The sequence below is a fragment of the Duganella sp. GW821-FHT07G03 genome, from assembly GCF_059418605.1.
Genome location: NZ_JBWKQE010000017.1, coordinates 23,385 through 43,528 on the forward strand (window position 1 = coordinate 23,385; position 20,144 = coordinate 43,528).

Below are 20,144 nucleotides of genomic sequence, written 5' to 3' on the forward strand. Positions count from 1 at the left end.
ACGACCGGGGGCGCATGCCCCCGGTTTGCATTTTGGAGCAGCAATTGAAGAAGCAACAGATCCCGACCCTGTCCTCGACCTTTGAACAAGCCGTCGCCGCCGCGCTGGCGCAGCAGCAGCCGACCGGGGCCCCGCGCATGGCCGTCGCCCTTAGCGGCGGGCTCGACTCGTCGGCGCTGCTCCACCTGGCGCATGCCTACGCGCAAGCGCATGGCGTGGCCTTGTACGCCTTCCACGTCCATCACGGCCTCAGCGCCAACGCCGACGCCTGGCTGGCGCACTGCGAGCAAGCCTGCGCCGCGCTGGGCGTCACCTTCGAAGCGCGCCGCGTGCAGCTGGCGAACCAGCAGAAGAGCGGCACCGAAGCGGCCGCCCGCAAGGTGCGCTACGCCGCGCTGGGCGCGCTGTGCGCCGCGCACGACGTCAAGCTGCTGCTGACCGCGCACCATCTGGACGACCAGGCCGAGACCGTGCTGCTGCAACTGCTGCGCGGCTCCGGCCCCGCCGGCCTGTCCGGCATGGACGCCGCCAACGCCGCGCCCGAACTACTGGCCAATCCCGACCTGATGATGGCGCGTCCATTGCTGCCGGCCTCGCGCAAGCAACTGGCCGCGTATGTGAGCGAGCACGGCATCGTCTACATCAAGGATGAATCCAACGACGACCCGCGCTTTGCCCGCAACGCACTGCGTCACAAGGTGATGCCGGCGCTGGACCAGGCCTTCCCCGGCTTCCAGGAGCGCTTTGCGCGCAGCGCCCAGCACGCGCAGTCGGCCCAGCGCCTGCTGACTGAGCTGGCCGAGCAGGACCTGGCCCTATGCCTGGTCGATGACTGCATCGATATCGCCAAGCTGCGCCTGCTGAGCCTGGATCGCAGCTACAACATGCTGCGCCACTGGTTCGCCACCCGCAGCTTGCGCATGCCGAGCGCGGCCTGGCTGTCCGAAATGCTGGTGCAGCTGTTGGAGGCGCGCGACGGCGCGCAACCGCTGGTAACGCACCCCGATTGTCACGTAAGGCGCCACCGCGACCGCCTGCACATCACGCCGAAGCTGGCAGACCTGGAAGGTACGCGTGAAGACGAGTTCGACAAAACGCCGGGCACTTCGTTCAAATGGAACGGCGAGACCGAGATGGCGTTCCCGGCCTACGGCGGCGTGCTGCACTTCGAGCCGGCCGGCGAGGGCGAAGGCGGGCTGGACGCCGACTGGCTGCGCGCCCAGCCCTTGCTGATCGAGTTCCGCAAGGGCGGCGAACGCCTCAAGCCGGCCCACAACCGTCCGACGCGCGGACTCAAGTATCATTACCAGGCGCTGAACATCCCGGCCTGGGAGCGTTCGCGCCTGCCGGTGGTCAGCGCTGGCCGACAGGTGCTGTTCGCGGCCGGCGTCGGCATGGACTGCAATCACCTGGTGGGTGAGGGCGTTTCACGCTGGCGCCTGCGTTGGCAGGCTGTATAGACAATAGCCCCTATCTGCCGAATTTTGTATGTAGATATGTCTATACGGTATGACTTTATGAGTTTTTTGACTTGTTATTTTGCAGTGCGGCATGTAGAGTTAAGGGTTCCATTTACCTTTATTTGAGCGGAAAACTCTCTGTTATGGCTTTAATCGTGCACAAATATGGCGGTACGTCGATGGGTTCGACGGACCGTATCAAGAACGTGGCGCAGCGTGTCGCCAAGTGGCATGACGCCGGGCACCGCATCGTCGTCGTCCCCTCGGCCATGTCCGGCGAGACCAATCGCCTGATCGCCCTGGCCAAGGAAATTCAGGCCCAGCCCGACCCGCGCGAACTCGACATGATCGCCTCCACCGGCGAGCAAGTGTCGGTCGGCCTGCTGTCGATGGCGCTGCTGGCGATCGGCAAGAAAGCCGTGTCCTACGCCGGCTGGCAAGTCGCGATTAAAACCGATTCCGCTTTCACCAAGGCTCGCATCCAGTCGATCGACAATGAAAAAGTCAATCGCGACCTGGACGACGGCAAGATCGTCATCATCACCGGCTTCCAGGGCGTGGACGATGACGGCAATATCGCCACGCTCGGTCGCGGCGGTTCGGACACTTCCGCCGTGGCGATCGCCGCCGCGATGAAGGCCGACGAATGCCTGATTTTCACCGACGTAGACGGCGTGTACACGACCGATCCGCGCGTGGTGTCGGAAGCGCGCCGGCTCAAGGCGATCACGTTCGAGGAAATGCTGGAACTGGCGTCGCTGGGCTCGAAAGTGCTGCAAACCCGCTCGGTGGAATTCGCCGGCAACTATCGCGTGCCGACCCGCGTTCTGTCGTCGCTGACCGACCCGATGCTGGACCTGGAAGTAGAAGCCAACTCGGGCACCCTGATTTCGTTTGAGGAAGATACACACATGGAACAAGCAGTCATCTCCGGTATCGCGTTTAACCGCGACGAGGCCAAAATCACCGTGCTGGGCGTGCCCGACCGTCCAGGCGTGGCGTACCACATCCTGGGCCCGGTGGCCGATGCCAACATCGAAGTCGACATGATCATCCAGAACCAGTCGGTGGATGGCAAGACGGACTTCACCTTCACTGTGTCGCGCAACGACTACCAGCGCGCTGTGGACGTGCTCAACAGCACCAAGGAAGAGCTGGGCGCGGCCAGCATCACCGGCGACGCCAAAGTGTCGAAGATCTCGGTGGTGGGCGTGGGCATGCGTTCGCACGTGGGCGTGGCGTCGCAGATGTTCCGCACGCTGTCGGAAGAGGGCATCAACATCATGATGATCTCGACGTCGGAAATTAAGATCTCCGTGCTGATCGACGAAAAATACATGGAACTGGCCGTGCGCGCGCTGCATAAAGCGTTCGAATTGGAGAAGGCATAATTTTTTCAAAAAATATCGTCAGCTAGCCTTGACCAATCCGGTCTCGCTCTATACTATGACGGTCGTCTGCTCTAGCGTAGTTTGGTAGAAAAGACATAGTTGAGTGATCGACTAGGAGACGTGGCCGAGTGGCCGAAGGCACATCCCTGCTAAGGATGCATACGGCTTATACCTGTATCGTGGGTTCGAATCCCACCGTCTCCGCCAGTATTTTTAAAAACCCGCTTCGGCGGGTTTTTTCATTTTCGCTCTCTAAATGCGCACCCGATCGATTGGCTATAATTGCAATATTTAATTTGTAACAATGCTAAGGAGTCATGTGCTTGTATCCGATAATGGCGGATATGGCATGAGGGGACGGCGATGATCAAGGCGGTGGGATCGAGTGCAGGCAGTAGCAACACTTCAAGCAGCAATAATGCGATTGAAGTGCTGCAAGCGAAAATGGGCGACCTGATGAAGAAGCTGCGGGAGGCGACCCAGGACACTTCCCCTGGCGCGAAAGAGCGCCTGAAGTTGCTGCAGATCCAGATACAGGCGCTGCAAACGCAGATCCAGCAGCTGCAATCGGCCGCCGCGCAGAAGACTGCGCTGGAGCAACTGAGACACCAGCAAGAACTTGCCGCCGCAGAAAAAAAGAAATCAAACGACGCCACCGTGGGCAGCATAGTCGATACACTCGCCTGAGCCCGCGCGTGGTGCCTGCTGCGCTTCAGAACGGCGCGGCATTCCCTATCCAATCTGTAATGAAGCGCACATCCCGTGGTTAGACGAGGCTTGTAAAATGCCTGCCGCAAGTTGGCCCGCAGGGCGCAGCCTGCACTGGAAATTCCTAGTGAATCAGGGGTATGATGTTCCCCTATTCTCATCTTCGCGCAACGGCGAATAAGACCGCACTGACGGTCAACAATAATAAGATTTTCTTGAACAGGGTAGTATGAAGACTATTGAATTGGCAGGCGGTCCGCATGCCGTGCTGGCATTGCACGGCCTGTTGGGCAACCCGCTGGAAATGCAGTATGTGGGCAAGCGTCTGCAACGTGCAGGCTACACTGTAGTTATCCCGCTGATACCGGGTTATGGCTATTCGTCCGGCCAGGCGGACTCGTATCGCACCACGCGCAGCGAGCGCTGGTTCGAGGAAGTGTCGCGCCTGTTCGACCAGCTCAAGCAAACTCATGCGAGCGTATCGGTGGTGGGCTTGTGCATCGGCGCGGTGCTGGCCTTGCGCCTGGCGATCGAACGCGGCGACCAGATCGCCTCGCTCGGCCTGCTGGCCACCACGCTGGCCTACGACGGCTGGAGCATCCCGAAATACCGCTTCCTGCTGCCGCTGGCGTACTACACGCCGTTGCGCCATTGGTACTCCTACCAGGAACGCTATCCCTACGGGCTGAAAAATGAAAACCTGCGGCGCTGGATCGCCCGCGAAATGAAGGTCAGCGATTCGTCGGCGGCCGGCGCTTCGCGCCTGTCGGCCGAGGGTATCTTCCAGGCGCAGCGCCTGATCAAGCAGGTGCGCAGCCAGCTGTCCAAGGTGGTCGCGCCGGCGCTGATCATCCACGCCGAGGAAGACGACGTCGCCAGCACCAAGAGCGCCGACCTGGTCGAGAGCAGCATCAGCTCGCCGAGCCGCCGCAAGATCATCCTGCATAACAGCTACCACATCATCACCCTCGACAATGAGAAAGAACTTGTTGCCGACGAAACGATCGCGTTTTTCAACCAGCACCTGCCGTCCGAAGACGCCTTGCTGGACCGCGCTTAACACCTACCATACCGAGACTATTTTTATGAATTCCTTCCCAACCGTCGCCAAACTGCTGGCCAAGAGCCTCGATGTAGCCCAAGAAACGATCCAGCCGCAAACCGAACTCGAAGCGCTGGGCGCCGATTCGCTGACCGTGATTGAACTGATTTTCGATCTGGAAGAGGAGTTCGGCATCGAGGTGGGCGATGAGCGTCCCAAGCTGGTGGTGGTGCAGGACATCGCCGACCAGATCGATACCTATCTGGCCGGCAAGGCCGCCAACGCATGACTACGCAGCGCGTGGTGATCACCGGCCTGGGAGCGATTTCCTCGCTGGGCGTCGGCGCCGATCATAATTTCGAGCAAGCCCTGGCCGGCCGCAGCGGCATCGGCCTGCTGCAGCTGGCCGGTGAGCGCCAGCGGCCGGGCACGCCCGCCGCGCAGATCCGCGGCCCCTTGCCCGAGCTGGTCAAGACCTCGGAATTGCCGATCTTCGATCGTTTCGCGCTGCTGGGCTGGGCCGCCGCCAGTGAAGCGCTGGCCCAGGCCGGCCTGGACGCCAGCGTCGCTCCCGAGCGCAGCGGCGTGTTCTGGGGCAGCGGCATGGGCGGCGCGCTCACCGTTGAATCCGGCTATGTCGACCTGTTCGTCGATGGCAAGACCCGCGTGCGGCCGATGTCGGTCGTGGCCGGCATGACCAATGCGGCGGCCGCGCAGATCGCCTTGCGGTGCGGCTTCAAGGGCAGCGTCAACAACTACAGCAGCGCCTGCGTGTCGTCGGCGCAAGCCATCGGCGAAGCTTACCGCCACATCCGCCACGGCTATGCCGACCGCGTGCTGGCCGGCGGTTCCGAGGCCTTGCTGGGCTACGGCGTGGTCAGCGCCTGGGATGCGTTGCGCGTGCTGGCGCCGCTCGACGCCGAACACCCCGAGCGTTCGTGCCGGCCGTTCTCGGCCGGGCGTGGCGGCCTGGTGCTGGGCGAGGCGGGTGCCGCCGTCATGCTGGAATCGCTGGAGTCGGCGCAGGCGCGCGGCGCCACCATCCTGGCCGAGCTGCTCGCCTACGGCACCAGCAACGACGCCACCCACATCACCAAGCCCGACGCCGATGGCCAGGAACGGGCGATGCGGCAGGCGTTGGAGCAGTCCGGCTTGCCGCCATCGGCGATCGGCTACATCAACGCCCACGGCGCCGGCACGCCGGCCGGCGACGTGGCCGAGGCCACCTCGATCAAGCAAGCCTTCGGTGCGGCGGCGCGCGAGCTGCTGGTCAGCTCCACCAAGTCCATGCACGGCCATACGCTGGGCGCGGCCGGCGCGCTGGAATTCGTGCTGACCACCCAGACCTTGCGCCACGGCGCGGTGCCGCCGACCGCCTTCCTGGACCGCCCCGACCCCGAATGCGATCTCGACTTCGTGCCGCGCGAGTGCCGGCGCGGGCTGACCTTGCAAGCGGCGATGTCCAACTCCTTTGCCTTCGGCGGCAGCAACGTCGCGCTGATCGTCGGCGCGTTTCGATGAGCGCTGCTTGCCGGCGGTTGGTCTTGCTGGCGCTGCTGTGCGCCGGCGGCGCGCGAGCGCAGGAGGCGGCGCATCTGGTGGGCGATATCGGACTGGGCGTCAGCGTGGCGCCGGTCGCGGTGCCGGCGCAGTCGCGCAACGGCAGCGCCGTCCCGTATGCCAACTTCGACTACGGGCCGGTGTTTGCGCGCATCGATACCTTCGGCGTCAAGCTGGCGCCGGTCGGCTACGGCAGTGTCGAACTGCTGACGCGTGTGCTGGAAGACGGCTACCGCGGCAGCGCGCCGCCGCACACGCAGCAGCGCTCGTCGATACCGCTGGGGCTGGGCACCTTGCAGGTGACGCCGGCCGGCGCCTTCATGGCCAATCTGTATCGCGATCTCGGCAAATCGCACGGCACCATGCTGGACTTGATGTATGCGGCGGAAATCGAGCAGGGCCGCTACGCCTTCTATCCGCAAGCCGGCCTGGAATACCGCTCCGCCAGCTACGTCCGCTACTACGACGGCGTGGCGCGCTCGGCCAGCAATCCGTTTGCCGGCCTGCTGGTGGAGGCGCAGCTGGGCGGGCACTGGTACCTGGTCGCCAACCTGCGCCGCACCTGGCTGGACGACGCCATCCGCAGCAATCCCGCGGTGCGCCGTCGTTCGCTCGATTCCGGACTGCTGGCGGTCAGCTACCGTTTCGATTGAGACCTATGCTTGCGCCGCGAGCGCGCTAGCAACGCGATCACGCCGACGGCGAACATGGCCGCGCTGGATGGCTCGGGGACTGGCGACTGTATGATGCCGATGCTGAAGTTGTAACTGCGCCCGAAGGTGCCAGTCGCATTACCTCCGCTGATATCGCTGCCGACGACGGGGAAGGTGACGTTCCCGGTTCCGGCATAGCCCGAGTTGTAGAGCGCGTATGTCAACCCACCGTCGGCAAAACCGATCGGCTGCCTGATGCCTGCGCTGCTCTGTTCATACAGGCCAGCGAACACGGTCGTGGTCGATCCAAGGGTGAACGTATTACTCCCTCCAAAAGTGGCCGAAGTGAAGGCGCGGTACACGCCGATCGGGGCGACGACGCTGTCGCCCACCGCGATGACGTTGTAGTGCGAGCCGTCGTAGGTGGCGAGAAAAGGAGCCACCGTACCGCCGACCACGTTGTTCCCGACCGGGGCGAATTGGTAGTTGAACGTGGAGGCCGAGTAGTCGCCCGCACCGAGCGTCTGGGCGTTCGTTAAATCGACGACAAGCAAGCTGATAGCCGAGTCGTTGGCGGCGATGTAGACATTACCCGGACCGACAGAGACGTCGGCTTGCGATTGTCCAGCATGGAGCAGGCAGAAGCTCAGTGCGAGGGTGGCGGATATGCTTTTCGTGGATGTCATCTAATTGCCTTCTGTTTTCGGTTGGGGGACCAGGTCGGATGCCGAGGAGCACGGGCTGAGCGAGAGACGGAGAATATTTTTTTGACTATAAATTTGTTTATATTGCAACTATAAATTAAACGAACTCACCGGACATGTCAAACAAAATTCCACGCGATGCAGTAGGTTTTGACTTCCGCCCGGACCTGGTCCGCTGGCGCCAGCTCGTCACGCCCGCGTGGCTGGCGGCGCTGACGGCGGGCGCCCGGGTGGCGGCAGCGCCGGCGGCGGACTGGCGCCTGTTCGACGTCGGCTGCGGCGGCGCCGCGTTGTTCGAGCAAGCCCATATTCCGGGCGCCACGTATCTCGACACCTGCGACATCGAGCAGCAACCCTTATGGAACAAGGTCTCCGACCAGGCCCTGCTGGCGCTGCTGCTGGCGCGCGGCGTGCGCCGCGACACCACCGTCATCCTCTACGGCCGCAACAACCTGGCAGCCGCGCGGCTGGCGCACCTGCTGCTGTATGCCGGCGTGGCCGACGTGCGCCTGCTCGACGGCGGCTACGCGCGCTGGCTGGCCGGCGGCCACCCGTGCGCGCGCGGGCCTGCGGCCGCGTGCGTGGCCGCGCCCGACTTCGGCGTCGCCTTCCCCGCGCATCCCGAGTACCTGGTCAGCACCGCCCAGGTCAGGGCGTTGTTGGATCGTGGCGACGGCGTGCTGGCCAGCATCCGCACCAGGGCCGAGTTCATGGGCCAGGTCTCCGGCTACAGCTACATCGCCGCCGGCGACATCCCCGGCGCGCGCTGGGGCAGGGCGGGCGAGGACGGCGACGTCAACAGCATGAGCGCCTACCACCGCGCCGACGGCTGCATGAAGCCGGCGGCGGACATCGTCGCGCGATGGGCCGAGCACGGCATCGGGCACGGCAGCCCGACCACTTTCTACTGCGGCACCGGCTGGCGCGCCTCGATGGCCTTTTTCTACGCATGGCTGATGGGCTGGCCCGAGATCAGCGTCTACGACGGCGGCTGGTACGAGTGGAGCCAAACCCCGCCGTCGGCCTGAGCGTCGTCCAACTTTCCATACAAACCCCGCTCCGGGTGTTTGGATTTCGGGTCGCCCGCCGCGCCCCGTCAAATGTTTCCAAAATGAATTATATTTAGAATCAAGGACTTGCTTCCGAATTTATGTCTGTCAAAGGCTGGCACAGCCATTGCTATGTAGCCCACACCCGCCTGCGCTTGCTGAGCGGTGACGACAACAAAAACCGGAGAAGCCAAGTGAAAAAGAAACGTCCATTAACCCTCTACATCCTGATCGCCATGGTACTCGGCGTGCTGGTCGGCTATGCCTGCCACTACACCTTCCCCGACAAGGCACTCAGCGCCGACATCGCCAGCCACATCTCGATCGTCACCGACGTCTTCCTGCGGCTGATCAAGATGATCATTTCGCTGCTGGTGTTCTCCACGCTGGCGGTCGGGATTGCCCACATGGGCGACGCCAAGGCGGCCGGCCGGGTCGGCATCAAGGCCATGGGCTGGTTCGTGATCGCTTCGCTGGTGTCGCTGACCCTGGGCATGGTGCTGTCGAACTTCATGCAGCTGGGCTCCCACCTGGGCCTGCCGCTGCCGGCGATCGACGCCGCCACCGGCCTGAAAACCTCGGCCTTCACGCTGAAGGACTTCGTCAGCCACATGGTGCCGAAGTCGCCGATCGAGGCGATGGCCAACAACGAGATCCTGCAAGTGCTGGTGTTCGCCATCTTCTTCGGCAGCGCGCTGAGCGCCATGGGTGAAGCCGGCGCCAAGCTGACCACCGTGATCGACCAGCTGGCCCAGGTGATGTTGCGCATCACCGGCGCCATCATGAACCTGGCCCCGCTGGCCGTGTTCGCCGCGATGGCCTCGGTCATCACCACCAACGGCCTGGGCATCCTGGCCACCTTCGCCAAGTTCATGGGCGGCTTCTACCTCGGCCTGGTGTGCCTGTGGGCGCTGCTGATCCTGGGCGGCTTCGCCTTCATCGGCAAGCGCGTGTTCCGCCTGATGGTGCTGATCCGCGAACCTTTCCTGCTGGCGTTCTCGACCGCGAGCTCGGAAGCGGCCTATCCAAAACTGCTGGTGGCGCTGGACCAGTTCGGCGTGCAACGCAAGATTTCCAGCTTCGTGCTGCCGATGGGCTATTCGTTCAACCTGGACGGCTCGATGATGTACTGCACCTTCGCCGTGCTGTTCATCACCCAGGCCTACGGCATCGACCTGTCGCTGGGCACCCAGATCACCATGCTGCTGCTGTTGATGGTGACCTCGAAAGGCATCGCCGGCGTGCCGCGCGCCTCGCTGGTGGTGATCGCCGCCACGCTGAACCAGTTCCATATTCCGGAAGCGGGCCTGCTGCTGTTGATGGGCATCGACCAGTTCCTGGACATGGGCCGCTCGGCCACCAACGCGGTCGGCAACGCCGTCGCGACCGCCGTGGTCGCCAAGTGGGAAGGTGCTTTGGAAGAAGAAGTGGAACACCCTGTCGCCGCCACGATGCGCGCGGCTTGAAATAATTAGAGGAGACTGAAAGATGCAAAAGTATGTGATGAGCGCATTGGCGCTGGGTTTGGTATCGGCTGTCGCGCAGGCGCAATCGAGTGTGACCGTGTACGGCGTGGCCGACGCCGGCCTGGTGCTGGAGCGCGGCGGCGCCGCCGGCAACCTGCAAAACATCAGCAGCGGCGTGGGCTCCGGCTCGCGCATCGGCTTCAAGGGCAAGGAAGACCTGGGCGGCGGCATGAGCGCCGGCTTCGTGCTGGAGAACGGCTTCACCATCGACACCGGCGCCGCCGGGCAGGGCGGCCTGCTGTTTGGCCGCCAGGCTTATGTGTGCCTGTCCGGCAAGGCTGGCGCGGTCAGCATGGGCCGCCAGTACATGCCGTACTACAAGGCCCTGCGCGATGTGGCCGATCCCTTCGTCACCGGCTTCGCCGGCAATGCGCAGAACGTCTTCTTCCCGAGCACCCGGGTCGACAACTCGGTCGAGTACATCACGCCGCGCTATCAAGGCTTCTCGGCCGACGTGATGGTTGGCTTCGGCGAAACGGCCGGCGACAGCGCCAAGAACCGCAGCATCGGCGGCTCGGCCAGCTACGACAACGGCCCGCTGAGCCTGGTGTTGGCCCACCATCAGCGCGACAATGCCCTGGCCACCGCGCACACCCGCTACACCATGCTGGCCGGGCGCTACCGCATCGACGGCGTGACCGGCCACGCGGCCTACTCGCGCAACCAGGACCTGCTCGGCATCACCAGCCGCGATGCGCTGCTGGGCGTGAGCGTGGCGGCGGGCGCGGGCAAGTTCCTCGCTTCCTATATCGACCATCGCGACGACTCGGCGGCGCACCAGCGTTCGCGCCAGGCGGCGATCGGCTACCTGTACCCGCTGTCGGTGCGTACCGACCTGTACACTGCTTATGGCCGCATCCTCAACCGCAACGGCGCCAATTTCCACGTCGGCACGGCGACCGACAGCGGCACCGGCACCACCGGATTCAACCTCGGCGTGCGCCATGTGTTTTAATGTGAGCGGATGAAACTACAATAACAACAGGGGAGTTTATGGCCGCAGCAGCGCAGACCGACTTGCCGTCACGGCCGGGCCGCCGGCTGCTGCGCCGGGTCGCGCCGTGGGTGCTGGTGCTGCTGTGCTGCCTCGCGGTGGCGCTGCTGGCTTGGCGCTGGACCGAAAACGCAGCCACCGACAAGCTGCGCCTGGCCGGCGCCCAGCGGCTCGACAGCTATGCCGTCAGCCTGGAAAACCTGCTGTCCAAATATGACTTCCTGCCCGGCACGCTAGAACTGAACAAGGACGTCATCGCCCTGCTGCAACGGCCGGACGATGAAGCCCTGCGCGCCGAGGTCAACGCCTACCTGGAACAGGTCAACCGCCTGTCCCGCTCCACCACCATCTACATCGTCAACCTGCAAGGCTTGACCCAGGCCTCCAGCAACTGGCGCGAGCCGGACAGCTTCGTCGGCGACAACGTCGCCTTCCGTCCCTATGTGCGCGATGCGCTGCGGCGCACGCCGGGCGGCTTCTACGGCGTCGGCACCACGCGCGGCGAGCCGGGCTACTTCTTCGCGCACGGCATTTATCACAACGGCCGCATGCTGGGCGTGGCCACCGTCAAGGTCAACATCGAGACGCTGGAAAACGGCTGGGTGCAGGGCGCCGACAAGGTGATGCTGACCGATGCGCACGGGGTCGTCTTCCTCAGCTCGGTGCAGGACTGGAAATACCGCACGCTGGCGCCGCTGTCGGCGGAGGTGTTGCTGGAGCTGGAAGTGTCGCGCCAGTATTTCTCGCACGCCTTGCTGCCCTTGGGCATGCGCGAATTGCGCAAGCTCGACAGCGGCGCCACCATCGTCGCCACGCCGGCGCCGGCCGAGCATGCGCGCATGCTCAGCCAGACCCGTTCGCTGGCGCCGCGCAAATGGCAATTCGTCTACCTGTCCGACCTGGCGCCGGCCGAGGCCAGCGCCCGCAATGCCTTCCTGTTCACGCTGCTGTCGGAGGCGCTGTTGCTGATGCTGGTGCTGTACGCCCGTCAGCGCCGCCGGCTGGGACGGCAACGCCAGCGCGCGCGCGTGGACTTGCAGCGCGCCTACGACCACCTGGAAACCATGGTGGCCGAGCGCACCGCCAGCCTGCAACAGATGACCCACAACCTGAGCGAGGAAAACGTCGTGCGCCGCGAGGCCGAGCAGAAGCTGCGCCAGGCGCAGAGCGAGCTGGTCCAGGCCGGCAAGATGGCGGTGCTGGGCCAGATGTCGGCCGGCGTCACGCACGAACTGAACCAGCCGCTGACGGCGCTGCGCACCATGTCCGACAACGCCCGCGTGCTGATCGAGCGCGGCCGCCTGGACGAAGCCAAGGACAACCTGACCACCATCTCGGAACTGGTCGGCCGCATGGGCGCGCTGACCGGCCAGCTACGCCAGTTCGCCCGCAAGTCCGACGCCAGCCTCAGGCCGGTGCCGGTGGCGGCCGCGATCACCGCCGCGCTGTTCCTGGTGGAGCGGCGGGTGGAGCAGGAGCGGGTCAACTTCCGCATGTCGATGCTGAGCCAGGACGTGTACGCGCTGTGCGACAGCAACCGGCTCGAGCAGGTGCTGGTCAACCTGTTCACCAACGCGCTCGACGCGATGGCCGGCTGCGACATGCGTCAGCTCACCGTCAGCGTGACCCGCAGTTTCAAGAAAGCCATGATCGCCGTCTCGGACACGGGCCCGGGCATACCGGAATCGGTCCGCAGTCATTTATTCGAACCATTTTTCACAACAAAACCGCAAGGGCAGGGCCTTGGCCTGGGACTGGCGATATCCGAGCAGATCATCCGCGAGTTTGGCGGCCAGCTACTGGCCGAATCCACCACCGCGGGCGGCGCCCGGTTTATCATCGAGTTGCCCATTGCGCAGCAGGAGACAGCATGAAAGTATTATTGATCGAAGACGACGCCACCGTGCGCGCCGGCAGCGCGCAGGCGCTGGACCTGGCGGGCATCGAGGTGCAAGCCTTCCACACCGCCGAACAGGCGCTGGCCCTGGTCACGCCCGGCTTCGACGGCGTGGTGGTCAGCGACGTGCGCCTGCCCGGCATGAGCGGCCTGGACTTCATGGCCGCCGTCAAAGCCATCGACGCGCAGTTGCCGGTGGTGTTGGTGACCGGCCACGGCGACATCACCATGGCCGTCGGCGCCATGCGCGACGGCGCCTACGACTTCATCGCCAAGCCGTATTCGTCGGAGCAGCTGACCGACGTGGTGCAGCGCGCGATGGAAACCCGGCGGCTGGTGCTGGAAGTGGCCGCGCTGCGCCACCGCATCGAACACGGGGTAGGCATCGAAGCGACGCTGCTGGGCGACTCGGCCGCGATGCGCGACCTGCGCCGCCTGATCCTCGACCTGGCCGACGAACCGGCCGACGTGCTGATCTACGGCGAGACCGGCACCGGCAAGGAGATGGTGGCGCGCTGCCTGCACCAGTTCAGCCGCCGCCACCAGCGTCATTTCGTCGCGCTCAATTGCGGCGCGATCCCCGAGACCATCTTCGAGAGCGAAGTCTTCGGCCACGAGTCGGGCTCCTTCACCGGCGCCGGCAAGCGCCAGATCGGCAAGATCGAGCACGCCGACGGCGGCTCGCTGTTCCTCGACGAGATCGAAAGCCTGCCGATGGCGCTGCAAGTGAAGATGCTGCGCGTGCTGCAGGAGCGCTATGTGGAGCGGCTCGGTTCCAACAGTCCGGTGCCGGTGGACGTGCGGGTGATCGCGGCGGCCAAGGTCGACCTGAAGGAATGGTCGGACCAGCAGAAGTTCCGCAGCGATCTGTACTACCGCCTCAACCTGATCGTGCTGAACCTGCCGCCGCTGCGCGAGCGGCGCGAGGACATCCCGCTGCTGTTCGAGCACTTCCTGCTGGGCGCCGCCGCGCGTTACAAGCGCAGCGCGCCGCCGGTGCCGGGACCGCTGATGCAGGCGCTGATGGCGCACGACTGGCCGGGCAATGTGCGCGAGCTGCGCAACATCGCCGAGCGCTTCGTGCTGGGATTGTCCAGCGGGGCCGACGGCCTGCTGTCGGCGCGCAGCATGGCGCCGCTGCCGCTGGCCGATCAGGTGGGCTGCTTCGAGCGCGCCGTCATCGAACAGGAATTGCGCCGGGCCAGCGGCAGCGTCACCGAAGTGAGCGCCGCGCTGGGCGTGCCCAAGCAGACGCTGTACTACAAAATGCAGAAGTACGCGCTGACGCCGGACGACTACAAATAAGCCCGAGTCTTAATCGCGTTCGGGCACCGGCACGTTGAAGCCGTTCAGCGTGACCGACACCAGCGCATACAGGCCGACCAGGTAGATCAGCTCATTGGCGCCGTGCTGGCCGAAGGTGTTAACGGCCAGGCGGTACAAGGGCTCCGGCAGCGTGCCGCCACGGCTCAACGCATAGGCCATGTCATAGGCCACGCTTTCTCTTCCTTGTTCAAGTCCGCAGGCTTGACGTCCGCCATCAGCGTGGCCAGGCGTTCGGCCGACATGCCTTCGCGCTCGGCGACGGCGATGTGGGCGTAGATTTCGTAGGCCGCGTTGTAGCTGGCGCCCACCACCAGGATGGCGATCTGTCGCGCGTTGTCGGGCAGCGTGGCGTTGGCGGTCATCGCCAGCGTCAGGTCCCAGATCGCCTTGCCAATGCCGGGCTCGTGCAGCCACGGGTTCCATGGTCCCATCAGCGCGCCGTCCTCGCGCACCGCGATGAAGTCGTTGAAGTTGCTGGTGATGCCCTTGCGCATATTGTCGTACAGCGGCTTTTGTTCGGGCGTCAGGTCTTGCGGGGCGATCAGGGGCAGGCGCATGGCGGTTCCTTCGTTGGTTAAACTGTCAGCCGCCAAGATATGCGGCAATCTCCGTGTACTCTGTGCGCCATCACACCTTACGGCTCCTGACACAAATTGACAGGCGATTCGGCTACGCTGGTGTTTTCCGAAATAGGAGGTCGCCATGAAACGTTCCATCACCATCCTCACGGAAGATTTTTCCGATTGGGAAACCGCCCTGATCAATTCAACCGCGCGCGGCTACTATGGCTTCGACACGGGATACGCCAGCCCCGGTGGCAATCCGGTCACCTCGTCCGGTGGGCTGAAGGTCACGCCGCAGCTGGCGATCGACGCCATTCAGCTCGACGGGCTGGACCTGCTGATCGTCTGTGGCGGCACCATCTGGCAGACCGACCGGGCGCCCGAGATCGGCGCGCTGCTGGCCGCAGCCCACAGCCGCAACATAGTCGTCGCCGGCATCTGCGACGGCACCCGCGCGTTGGCGCGCGCGGGCGTGCTCGATCATGTCCGCCATACATCCAACTCGGCGCTGAACCTGTCGCAACTCAATTATGCCGGCGCCGCCCACTACCAGAACGTGCCCTATGCCGTTGCCGATCAACGCGTGGTCACGGCGCCTGGCAGCGCGCCGGTCAGCTTCATGGCGGAAATCTTGCGCACCATGGGCATCGGCGACGACAATCTGAAGGCCTACCTGGCCATGCACGCGGCCGAGCACAGCCGGGGCAGCTGATTCAGGCGTGCACCAGCGCGCCATGCAGCGCTTCCCGTTCCGCTGCGGACGGCTGGTACAGGTAGTTGAATTTGCCGGCCACCAGGGTCGCCACCGGCAGGCCGTCGCGGAACAGCAGGCGGTTGCCGGCCAGCGCCGGGACTTTTTCGCCGGCCAGCAGCGTGCCGCACAGGTTGAGCGGGTCGATGCCGGAGACGCATACCAGGCCACCGTCGTGCTGGCGGCGGCGCACGTCGCGCAGCAGCGGAATGGCTTCGGGCAGGGCGAACTGTTCGCCCGACAGGCCGGCGATGAAGCGGCCGCCGCGTATCTCGCCGCGCGCTTCGAGGCGGTGGTAGACCGGCAGCAGCTCACGCCACGACGGCATCCACGCGGCCTCGCGCTCCAGCAGACGCCAGAACATCACGCCGTAGCGTCGCAGCAGCGTCATGGCGATGTGTTCCAGCGTTGCGGGATCGGTGCGTGGCTTGCGTTGCGGGGCGACGACGCGGGTGGCAAGGGCTTTGTCGTCGGCGGCCGCTGGCGCTTTGATGGCGGTGGCGATGTCGCTGACCCGCTCGCGGATCGTCACGCCGTCCCCGCGCCGCACCAGCGCCCAGCGGCCGGCTTCCTCCATCGACGGCGCCGCGCCGGCGCCACGGTGGCGACGCTTGTCGTTGCTGGCCTTCTTGTTCGCCGGTAGCAGCATGGCGCGCAGGCCGGCGTAGCTGTCGGCGTTGACCAGCCCAGTCGCCACCAGTTCGCCCAGCGTGTTTTCCAGTTCCACCGGCAGCAGGCGCGCGTCCTGTACCAGTTCATCGAAGAACATGGCGCCGTCGCGCCGCAGCGCGTCGAGCACGCGCGCGGCGCGGGGCGATACTTCGATCTCGCCGGCCACCGCCGGCAGCGCATGCCACAAGCCCAGCTGGCGGCGCGGCAGCAGCACCAGCGGCGTGTTGCGCACCGGTCCTCCGGCGGCGCTGGACGGCGCGCCGATGCGGGTCCAAACCAGTTTGCCGTTGCGGCACAGGTCATCGAGCCAGATTTTCGAATAGTCCTGCATGCGCAGCGACAGCAGATCGCTTTCCCATGCGCCGGCGCCGGCCTCGTAGCCTTCCAGCTGGGCCAGCAGCAGCGGCAGCGATTCCTCTCCTTGCAGCTGGGTGTCCGGCGACAGGTGCTGCCAGTCGAACAGGAAGCGCATGAAGTCCTGGCGCTCCACCGGTTCGATCTCGCGCCGCAGGCTCTTGATGGTGTAGCGGTGGATGCGCGCCAGCAGGTGCCGTTCGCACCATTCCTCCGTCGCGGAGCCGGGCGAGAAGCGGCCGCGCATCACATAGCCTTCGCCTTCCAGTTGCGTGAGGGCGATGGTGGCGCTGCTGGCCGTCAGACCGAGCGCGCCGGCGATGGCGGCCACCGTCTGCGGGCCGAAGCCGCTCAGCCGCGCGCGCAGGATTTCAACCAGCGCGGCATCGGCGGTCCAGCCGCCATCGGCGTCGAGGCTAGCATCGGCGGGGGCGGTCAGCGCCGGCGTGGTGCGCGCCTGCGGATAGGCGGCCATCACGCAGGCCAGGCGTTCCAGCGCCACCCAGAAGTCGATGCCGCCTGCCGCCGCGGCATCGCCGCGCAGGCGCGTCGCCCGTCCTCCGGCCGCCAGCGCCTCCAGCCAGCCGCTCCAGCCGTCGTTGGAGGCCGCCTCCGCCTGCGTGATGCAGGCCAGCGACATCAAGGCCTCGTGCATCTCGTCGGCGTTGCGCACGCTGGGCCAGGTTTCTTCCGCCACGCTGGCGATGGCGCCGGCGTCGAGCGCGCCCAGGTCGTCGGTGGAGGCGGGATCGGTCCAGCGCCGGTTGATGACGGCCTGGGTGCGGCGCTCCTCCAGCGGCGCGTCGTCGAGGAAGGCGTAGGGGCGGGCGTTGAGGATCTCCATCGCCAGCGGCGAGGGCGCCGGCAGGTCGCGCGCGATCAAGGCCACTGCGCCCGCTTCCATGCGGCGCAGCAGGGCCAGCCAGCCTTCGCAGTCCATGGCCTCGTGCAGGCAGTCGTCCAAGGTCTGGTCGACCAGCGGATGGCTGGGCAGCTCGCGCTCGCCGACGATGTTTTCCAGGCACGCCGCCTGGTCGGGAAAGACGGAGGCCAGCAGGTCGTCGCTTTTCATGCGCTGCAGTTGCGGCGCCACTTTGCGGCCGCCGGCGTAACGCGGCAGCGCCAGCGCGGTGGTGGCGTTCCAGCGCCACCGCACGTTGAACAGCGGCGCGTCCAGCAATGCCTGGATCAGTATGTGTTCGGCGGTGGCCGAACGCAGATAGCGCCACACCTCGTCCAGCGGGAAGCTGTGGGCGGTCGACAGCGACAGCACGATGGCGTCCTCGGTGGCCGCCGCCTGCAATTCGAAGTTGAAGCTGCGGCAGAAGCGCTTGCGCAGCGCCAGTCCCCAGGCGCGGTTGATGCGGCTGCCGTAGGGCGAGTGCAGCACCAGCTGCATGCCGCCCGATTCGTCGAAGAAGCGCTCCATCACCAGCGTGTCGCGGGTGGGCAGGGCGCCCAACGCGGCGCGCGAACGGGCCAGGTATTCGACGATCTGGCGCGCGGCGTCATCGGCCAGGCCGAGATGCTCGAACAGCCAGTCGACGGCGCGCTCGATGGCGGCCGCGCCGTCCGGGGGCGCGTTCGGGATGCCGGCCAGTTGCCGTTCGATCTCGCCGCGCAGGCGCGCCACGCCCATCGACAGCTCGTCGCTGCGGCCCGGCGCCTCGCCCAGCCAGAAGGGGATGTTGGGCGCCGCGCCGTGCGCATCCTCCACCCGCACCTTGCCCGCTTCGACGCGCTGGATGCGGTACGACGTATTCCCAAGCTGGAAGACATCGCCGGCCAGGCTCTCGACGGCGAAGTCTTCGTGCACCGTGCCGACCATCTGGCCCTGCGGCTCCAGCACCACCGTGTAGTCGGCGTTGTCCGGTATGGTGCCGCCGGAGGTGACGGCGGTCAGCTTGCCGCCACGCCGTCCGCGCAGCGCGCCGGCCACCGTGTCGCGGTGCAGGTAGGCGCCGCGCACGCCGTTGCGGCCCGTGTAGCCCTCGGAGAGCATGCGGACCACGGCGTCGTAGCTGGCGCGCTCCAGCTGCGCGTAGGGCGCGGCGCGGCGCACCATGTCGAACAGCTCGTCCTCGCGCCATTCGCGGCACGCCACTTCGGCGACGATCTGCTGCGCCAGCACGTCCAGCGGCGCGGATGGAATATGCAGCAGGTCCAGCTCATCGCGGCGCACGCAGTCCAGCAGCGCCGCGCATTCGATCAGGTCATCGCGCGAGATGGGGAATAAGCGGCCCTTGGGCAGGCCGCCCACCTGGTGGCCCGAGCGGCCCACGCGCTGCAACAGCGCGGCGATATTCCTCGGTGAGCCGATCTGGCAGACCAGATCGACGTCGCCGATATCGATGCCCAGCTCCAGCGAGGCGGTGGCGATCAGCACGCGCAGCTCGCCGCGCTTGAGGCGCTGTTCGGCGTCGAGCCGGTATTCCTTGGCCAGGCTGCCGTGGTGCGCCGCCACCAGTTTCACGCCGAGCCGTTCGCCCAGATGGCGCGCCATGCGCTCGGCCATGCGCCGCGTGTTGACGAACACCAGTGTGGTTTTGTGCAGCACCGCCAGTTCGGCCAGGCGGTCGTAGACGCGCTCCCACACCTCGTTGGCCATGACCGCCTCCAGCGGCACCGGCGGCAGTTCCAGGCCCAGGTCGCGCGCGCGCACGTGGCCGACGTCGACCACCGCGCAATCGCCGCCGGCGCCGACCAGGAACTGCGCCACCAGCGACAGCGGCTTTTGCGTGGCCGACAGACCCACCCGCACCGGCGGCCGCGCGCACAAGGCGTCGAGCCGCTCCAGGCTCAGGGCCAGGTGGCTGCCACGCTTGCTGCCGGCCACCGCGTGGATTTCATCGACGATCACCGTGTGCACGGTCGACAGCATGGCGCGGCCGCTGTCGGAACCCAGCAGCACATACAGCGACTCCGGCGTCGACACCAGGATGTGCGGCGCGCGGCGGCGCATGGCGTTGCGTTCGGTCTGGGTGGTGTCGCCGGTGCGCACGGCGCTGCGGATGCCGTGGTCGGCCAGCCCCATCGCGGCCAGCTCGCGGCTGATGCCTTCCAGCGGCGCCAGCAAATTGAGGCGGATATCGTTGGACAGCGCCTTCAGCGGCGACACGTACAGCACCCGTAACTCGTCGGGCAGCGGCGCTTCGGCGCTTTCCGCCACCAGCGCGTCGATGGCGGCCAGGAAGGCGGTCAGCGTCTTGCCTGAGCCGGTGGGGGCGGCGATCAGCGTCGGCCGGCCGCCCTGGATCAGCGGCCAGGCGCGCCGCTGCGCCTCGGTTGCCGAGGCAAAGGCCGAGCGAAACCATGCCGCCACGGCGGGGTGGAAGTCTTGCCACAGGTCGGCGACGGTGGACGGTTTGCGCATGCCGCTATAGTTGGGGATGTCGCGTTGGAAGTCAATCGCCGCCGGCGGCGACTGTACCTGCCGGCGGTGACGCGATCTGTACTCATGTGGAGGGGGCGGCGGGAATTATGCTCGACCTGAC

Annotated in this window: 17 protein-coding genes and 1 tRNA gene; 14 read left to right on the forward strand and 4 right to left on the reverse strand. The window is 65.8% G+C overall.

Annotated features, from left to right (window positions below; genetic code table 11):
• Positions 1-44: 44 nt before the first annotated feature.
• From tilS to AC07OK_RS20395, 8 genes are all read left to right on the forward strand, one after another.
• Entirely contained in the window at positions 45-1,460 is a 1,416-nt protein-coding gene (tilS, locus tag AC07OK_RS20360) for a tRNA lysidine(34) synthetase TilS (protein WP_494691990.1), read from the forward strand.
• A gap of 143 nt (positions 1,461-1,603) precedes the next feature.
• Positions 1,604-2,851, forward strand: coding sequence for an aspartate kinase (locus tag AC07OK_RS20365; protein ID WP_494691991.1), 1,248 nt, complete (start codon positions 1,604-1,606; stop codon positions 2,849-2,851).
• Between the two features lie 114 nt (positions 2,852-2,965).
• A tRNA-Ser gene (locus AC07OK_RS20370) sits at positions 2,966-3,058 on the forward strand.
• Positions 3,059-3,214: 156 nt separating this feature from the next.
• Positions 3,215-3,538 (forward strand): FlxA-like family protein, encoded by a 324-nt coding sequence (locus AC07OK_RS20375; RefSeq protein WP_494691992.1) that lies wholly within the window; start codon positions 3,215-3,217, stop codon positions 3,536-3,538.
• Between the two features lie 250 nt (positions 3,539-3,788).
• A complete protein-coding gene (locus AC07OK_RS20380; protein WP_494691993.1) occupies positions 3,789-4,619 on the forward strand; it encodes an alpha/beta hydrolase in 831 nt (276 codons plus the stop codon).
• A 25-nt stretch (positions 4,620-4,644) separates the two neighbouring features.
• Complete coding sequence (locus AC07OK_RS20385; protein ID WP_494691994.1) at positions 4,645-4,890, forward strand: phosphopantetheine-binding protein; 246 nt, start codon at positions 4,645-4,647, stop codon at positions 4,888-4,890.
• Positions 4,887-6,122: a beta-ketoacyl-[acyl-carrier-protein] synthase family protein gene (locus tag AC07OK_RS20390; protein WP_494691995.1), complete on the forward strand. Its 1,236-nt coding sequence runs from the start codon at positions 4,887-4,889 to the stop codon at positions 6,120-6,122. The genes AC07OK_RS20385 and AC07OK_RS20390 overlap by 4 nt, the downstream gene beginning before the upstream one ends.
• Positions 6,119-6,814: a MipA/OmpV family protein gene (locus AC07OK_RS20395; RefSeq protein ID WP_494691996.1), complete on the forward strand. Its 696-nt coding sequence runs from the start codon at positions 6,119-6,121 to the stop codon at positions 6,812-6,814. Before AC07OK_RS20390 ends, AC07OK_RS20395 begins: the two co-directional genes overlap by 4 nt.
• On the opposite strand, the gene AC07OK_RS20400 is transcribed toward AC07OK_RS20395, so the two are convergent.
• The gene (locus AC07OK_RS20400; protein WP_494691997.1) at positions 6,799-7,500 is read right to left on the reverse strand and encodes a PEP-CTERM sorting domain-containing protein; all 702 of its coding nucleotides are present in this window, start codon (positions 7,498-7,500) and stop codon (positions 6,799-6,801) included. The genes AC07OK_RS20395 and AC07OK_RS20400 overlap by 16 nt on opposite strands.
• A gap of 134 nt (positions 7,501-7,634) precedes the next feature.
• Between AC07OK_RS20400 and AC07OK_RS20405 the strand changes: the two genes are divergently transcribed.
• The 5 genes from AC07OK_RS20405 (at position 7,635) to AC07OK_RS20425 (ending at position 14,289) form a co-directional block, all read left to right on the forward strand.
• Positions 7,635-8,546 carry a sulfurtransferase gene (locus tag AC07OK_RS20405; RefSeq protein WP_494691998.1) on the forward strand — a complete coding sequence of 304 codons (912 nt, stop codon included), beginning with the start codon at positions 7,635-7,637 and terminating at the stop codon, positions 8,544-8,546.
• 215 nt (positions 8,547-8,761) lie between these two features.
• Positions 8,762-10,033 (forward strand): dicarboxylate/amino acid:cation symporter, encoded by a 1,272-nt coding sequence (locus AC07OK_RS20410; protein WP_494691999.1) that lies wholly within the window; start codon positions 8,762-8,764, stop codon positions 10,031-10,033.
• A gap of 22 nt (positions 10,034-10,055) precedes the next feature.
• Positions 10,056-11,048 (forward strand): porin, encoded by a 993-nt coding sequence (locus tag AC07OK_RS20415; protein ID WP_494692000.1) that lies wholly within the window; start codon positions 10,056-10,058, stop codon positions 11,046-11,048.
• A gap of 38 nt (positions 11,049-11,086) precedes the next feature.
• Positions 11,087-12,961 carry a sensor histidine kinase gene (locus tag AC07OK_RS20420; protein WP_494692001.1) on the forward strand — a complete coding sequence of 625 codons (1,875 nt, stop codon included), beginning with the start codon at positions 11,087-11,089 and terminating at the stop codon, positions 12,959-12,961.
• Positions 12,958-14,289 (forward strand): sigma-54-dependent transcriptional regulator, encoded by a 1,332-nt coding sequence (locus tag AC07OK_RS20425; protein ID WP_494692002.1) that lies wholly within the window; start codon positions 12,958-12,960, stop codon positions 14,287-14,289. Before AC07OK_RS20420 ends, AC07OK_RS20425 begins: the two co-directional genes overlap by 4 nt.
• Positions 14,290-14,298: 9 nt before the next feature.
• Here the strand turns inward: AC07OK_RS20425 and AC07OK_RS20430 are convergent, their stop codons facing one another.
• Together AC07OK_RS20430 and AC07OK_RS20435 are read right to left on the reverse strand one after the other, a co-directional pair.
• Positions 14,299-14,481, reverse strand: a complete 183-nt coding sequence (locus AC07OK_RS20430; RefSeq protein WP_494692003.1) for a hypothetical protein — start codon at positions 14,479-14,481, stop codon at positions 14,299-14,301.
• Complete coding sequence (locus tag AC07OK_RS20435) at positions 14,454-14,867, reverse strand: carboxymuconolactone decarboxylase family protein (protein ID WP_494692004.1); 414 nt, start codon at positions 14,865-14,867, stop codon at positions 14,454-14,456. The genes AC07OK_RS20430 and AC07OK_RS20435 overlap by 28 nt, the downstream gene beginning before the upstream one ends.
• Positions 14,868-15,012: 145 nt before the next feature.
• Between AC07OK_RS20435 and AC07OK_RS20440 the strand changes: the two genes are divergently transcribed.
• A complete protein-coding gene (locus AC07OK_RS20440; protein WP_494692005.1) occupies positions 15,013-15,585 on the forward strand; it encodes a type 1 glutamine amidotransferase family protein in 573 nt (190 codons plus the stop codon).
• Between the two features lies 1 nt (position 15,586).
• On the opposite strand, the gene AC07OK_RS20445 is transcribed toward AC07OK_RS20440, so the two are convergent.
• The gene (locus AC07OK_RS20445) at positions 15,587-20,023 is read right to left on the reverse strand and encodes an Lhr family helicase (RefSeq protein ID WP_494692006.1); all 4,437 of its coding nucleotides are present in this window, start codon (positions 20,021-20,023) and stop codon (positions 15,587-15,589) included.
• Positions 20,024-20,144 lie beyond the last annotated feature (121 nt).

Bases quoted from the DNA above. Each gene is read 5' to 3' on its own strand.
- AC07OK_RS20375 (WP_494691992.1), top strand. From the start codon at position 3,215: ATGATCAAGGCGGTGGGATCGAGTGCAGGCAGTAGCAACACTTCAAGC.
- AC07OK_RS20405 (WP_494691998.1), top strand. From the start codon at position 7,635: ATGTCAAACAAAATTCCACGCGATGCAGTAGGTTTTGACTTCCGCCCG.
- AC07OK_RS20400 (WP_494691997.1), bottom strand. From the start codon at position 7,500: ATGACATCCACGAAAAGCATATCCGCCACCCTCGCACTGAGCTTCTGC.
- AC07OK_RS20395 (WP_494691996.1), top strand. From the start codon at position 6,119: ATGAGCGCTGCTTGCCGGCGGTTGGTCTTGCTGGCGCTGCTGTGCGCC.
- AC07OK_RS20445 (WP_494692006.1), bottom strand. From the start codon at position 20,023: ATGCGCAAACCGTCCACCGTCGCCGACCTGTGGCAAGACTTCCACCCC.
- AC07OK_RS20415 (WP_494692000.1), top strand. From the start codon at position 10,056: ATGCAAAAGTATGTGATGAGCGCATTGGCGCTGGGTTTGGTATCGGCT.
- AC07OK_RS20385 (WP_494691994.1), top strand. From the start codon at position 4,645: ATGAATTCCTTCCCAACCGTCGCCAAACTGCTGGCCAAGAGCCTCGAT.
- AC07OK_RS20440 (WP_494692005.1), top strand. From the start codon at position 15,013: ATGAAACGTTCCATCACCATCCTCACGGAAGATTTTTCCGATTGGGAA.
- AC07OK_RS20365 (WP_494691991.1), top strand. From the start codon at position 1,604: ATGGCTTTAATCGTGCACAAATATGGCGGTACGTCGATGGGTTCGACG.
- AC07OK_RS20420 (WP_494692001.1), top strand. From the start codon at position 11,087: ATGGCCGCAGCAGCGCAGACCGACTTGCCGTCACGGCCGGGCCGCCGG.
- AC07OK_RS20425 (WP_494692002.1), top strand. From the start codon at position 12,958: ATGAAAGTATTATTGATCGAAGACGACGCCACCGTGCGCGCCGGCAGC.
- AC07OK_RS20390 (WP_494691995.1), top strand. From the start codon at position 4,887: ATGACTACGCAGCGCGTGGTGATCACCGGCCTGGGAGCGATTTCCTCG.
- AC07OK_RS20380 (WP_494691993.1), top strand. From the start codon at position 3,789: ATGAAGACTATTGAATTGGCAGGCGGTCCGCATGCCGTGCTGGCATTG.
- AC07OK_RS20435 (WP_494692004.1), bottom strand. From the start codon at position 14,867: ATGCGCCTGCCCCTGATCGCCCCGCAAGACCTGACGCCCGAACAAAAG.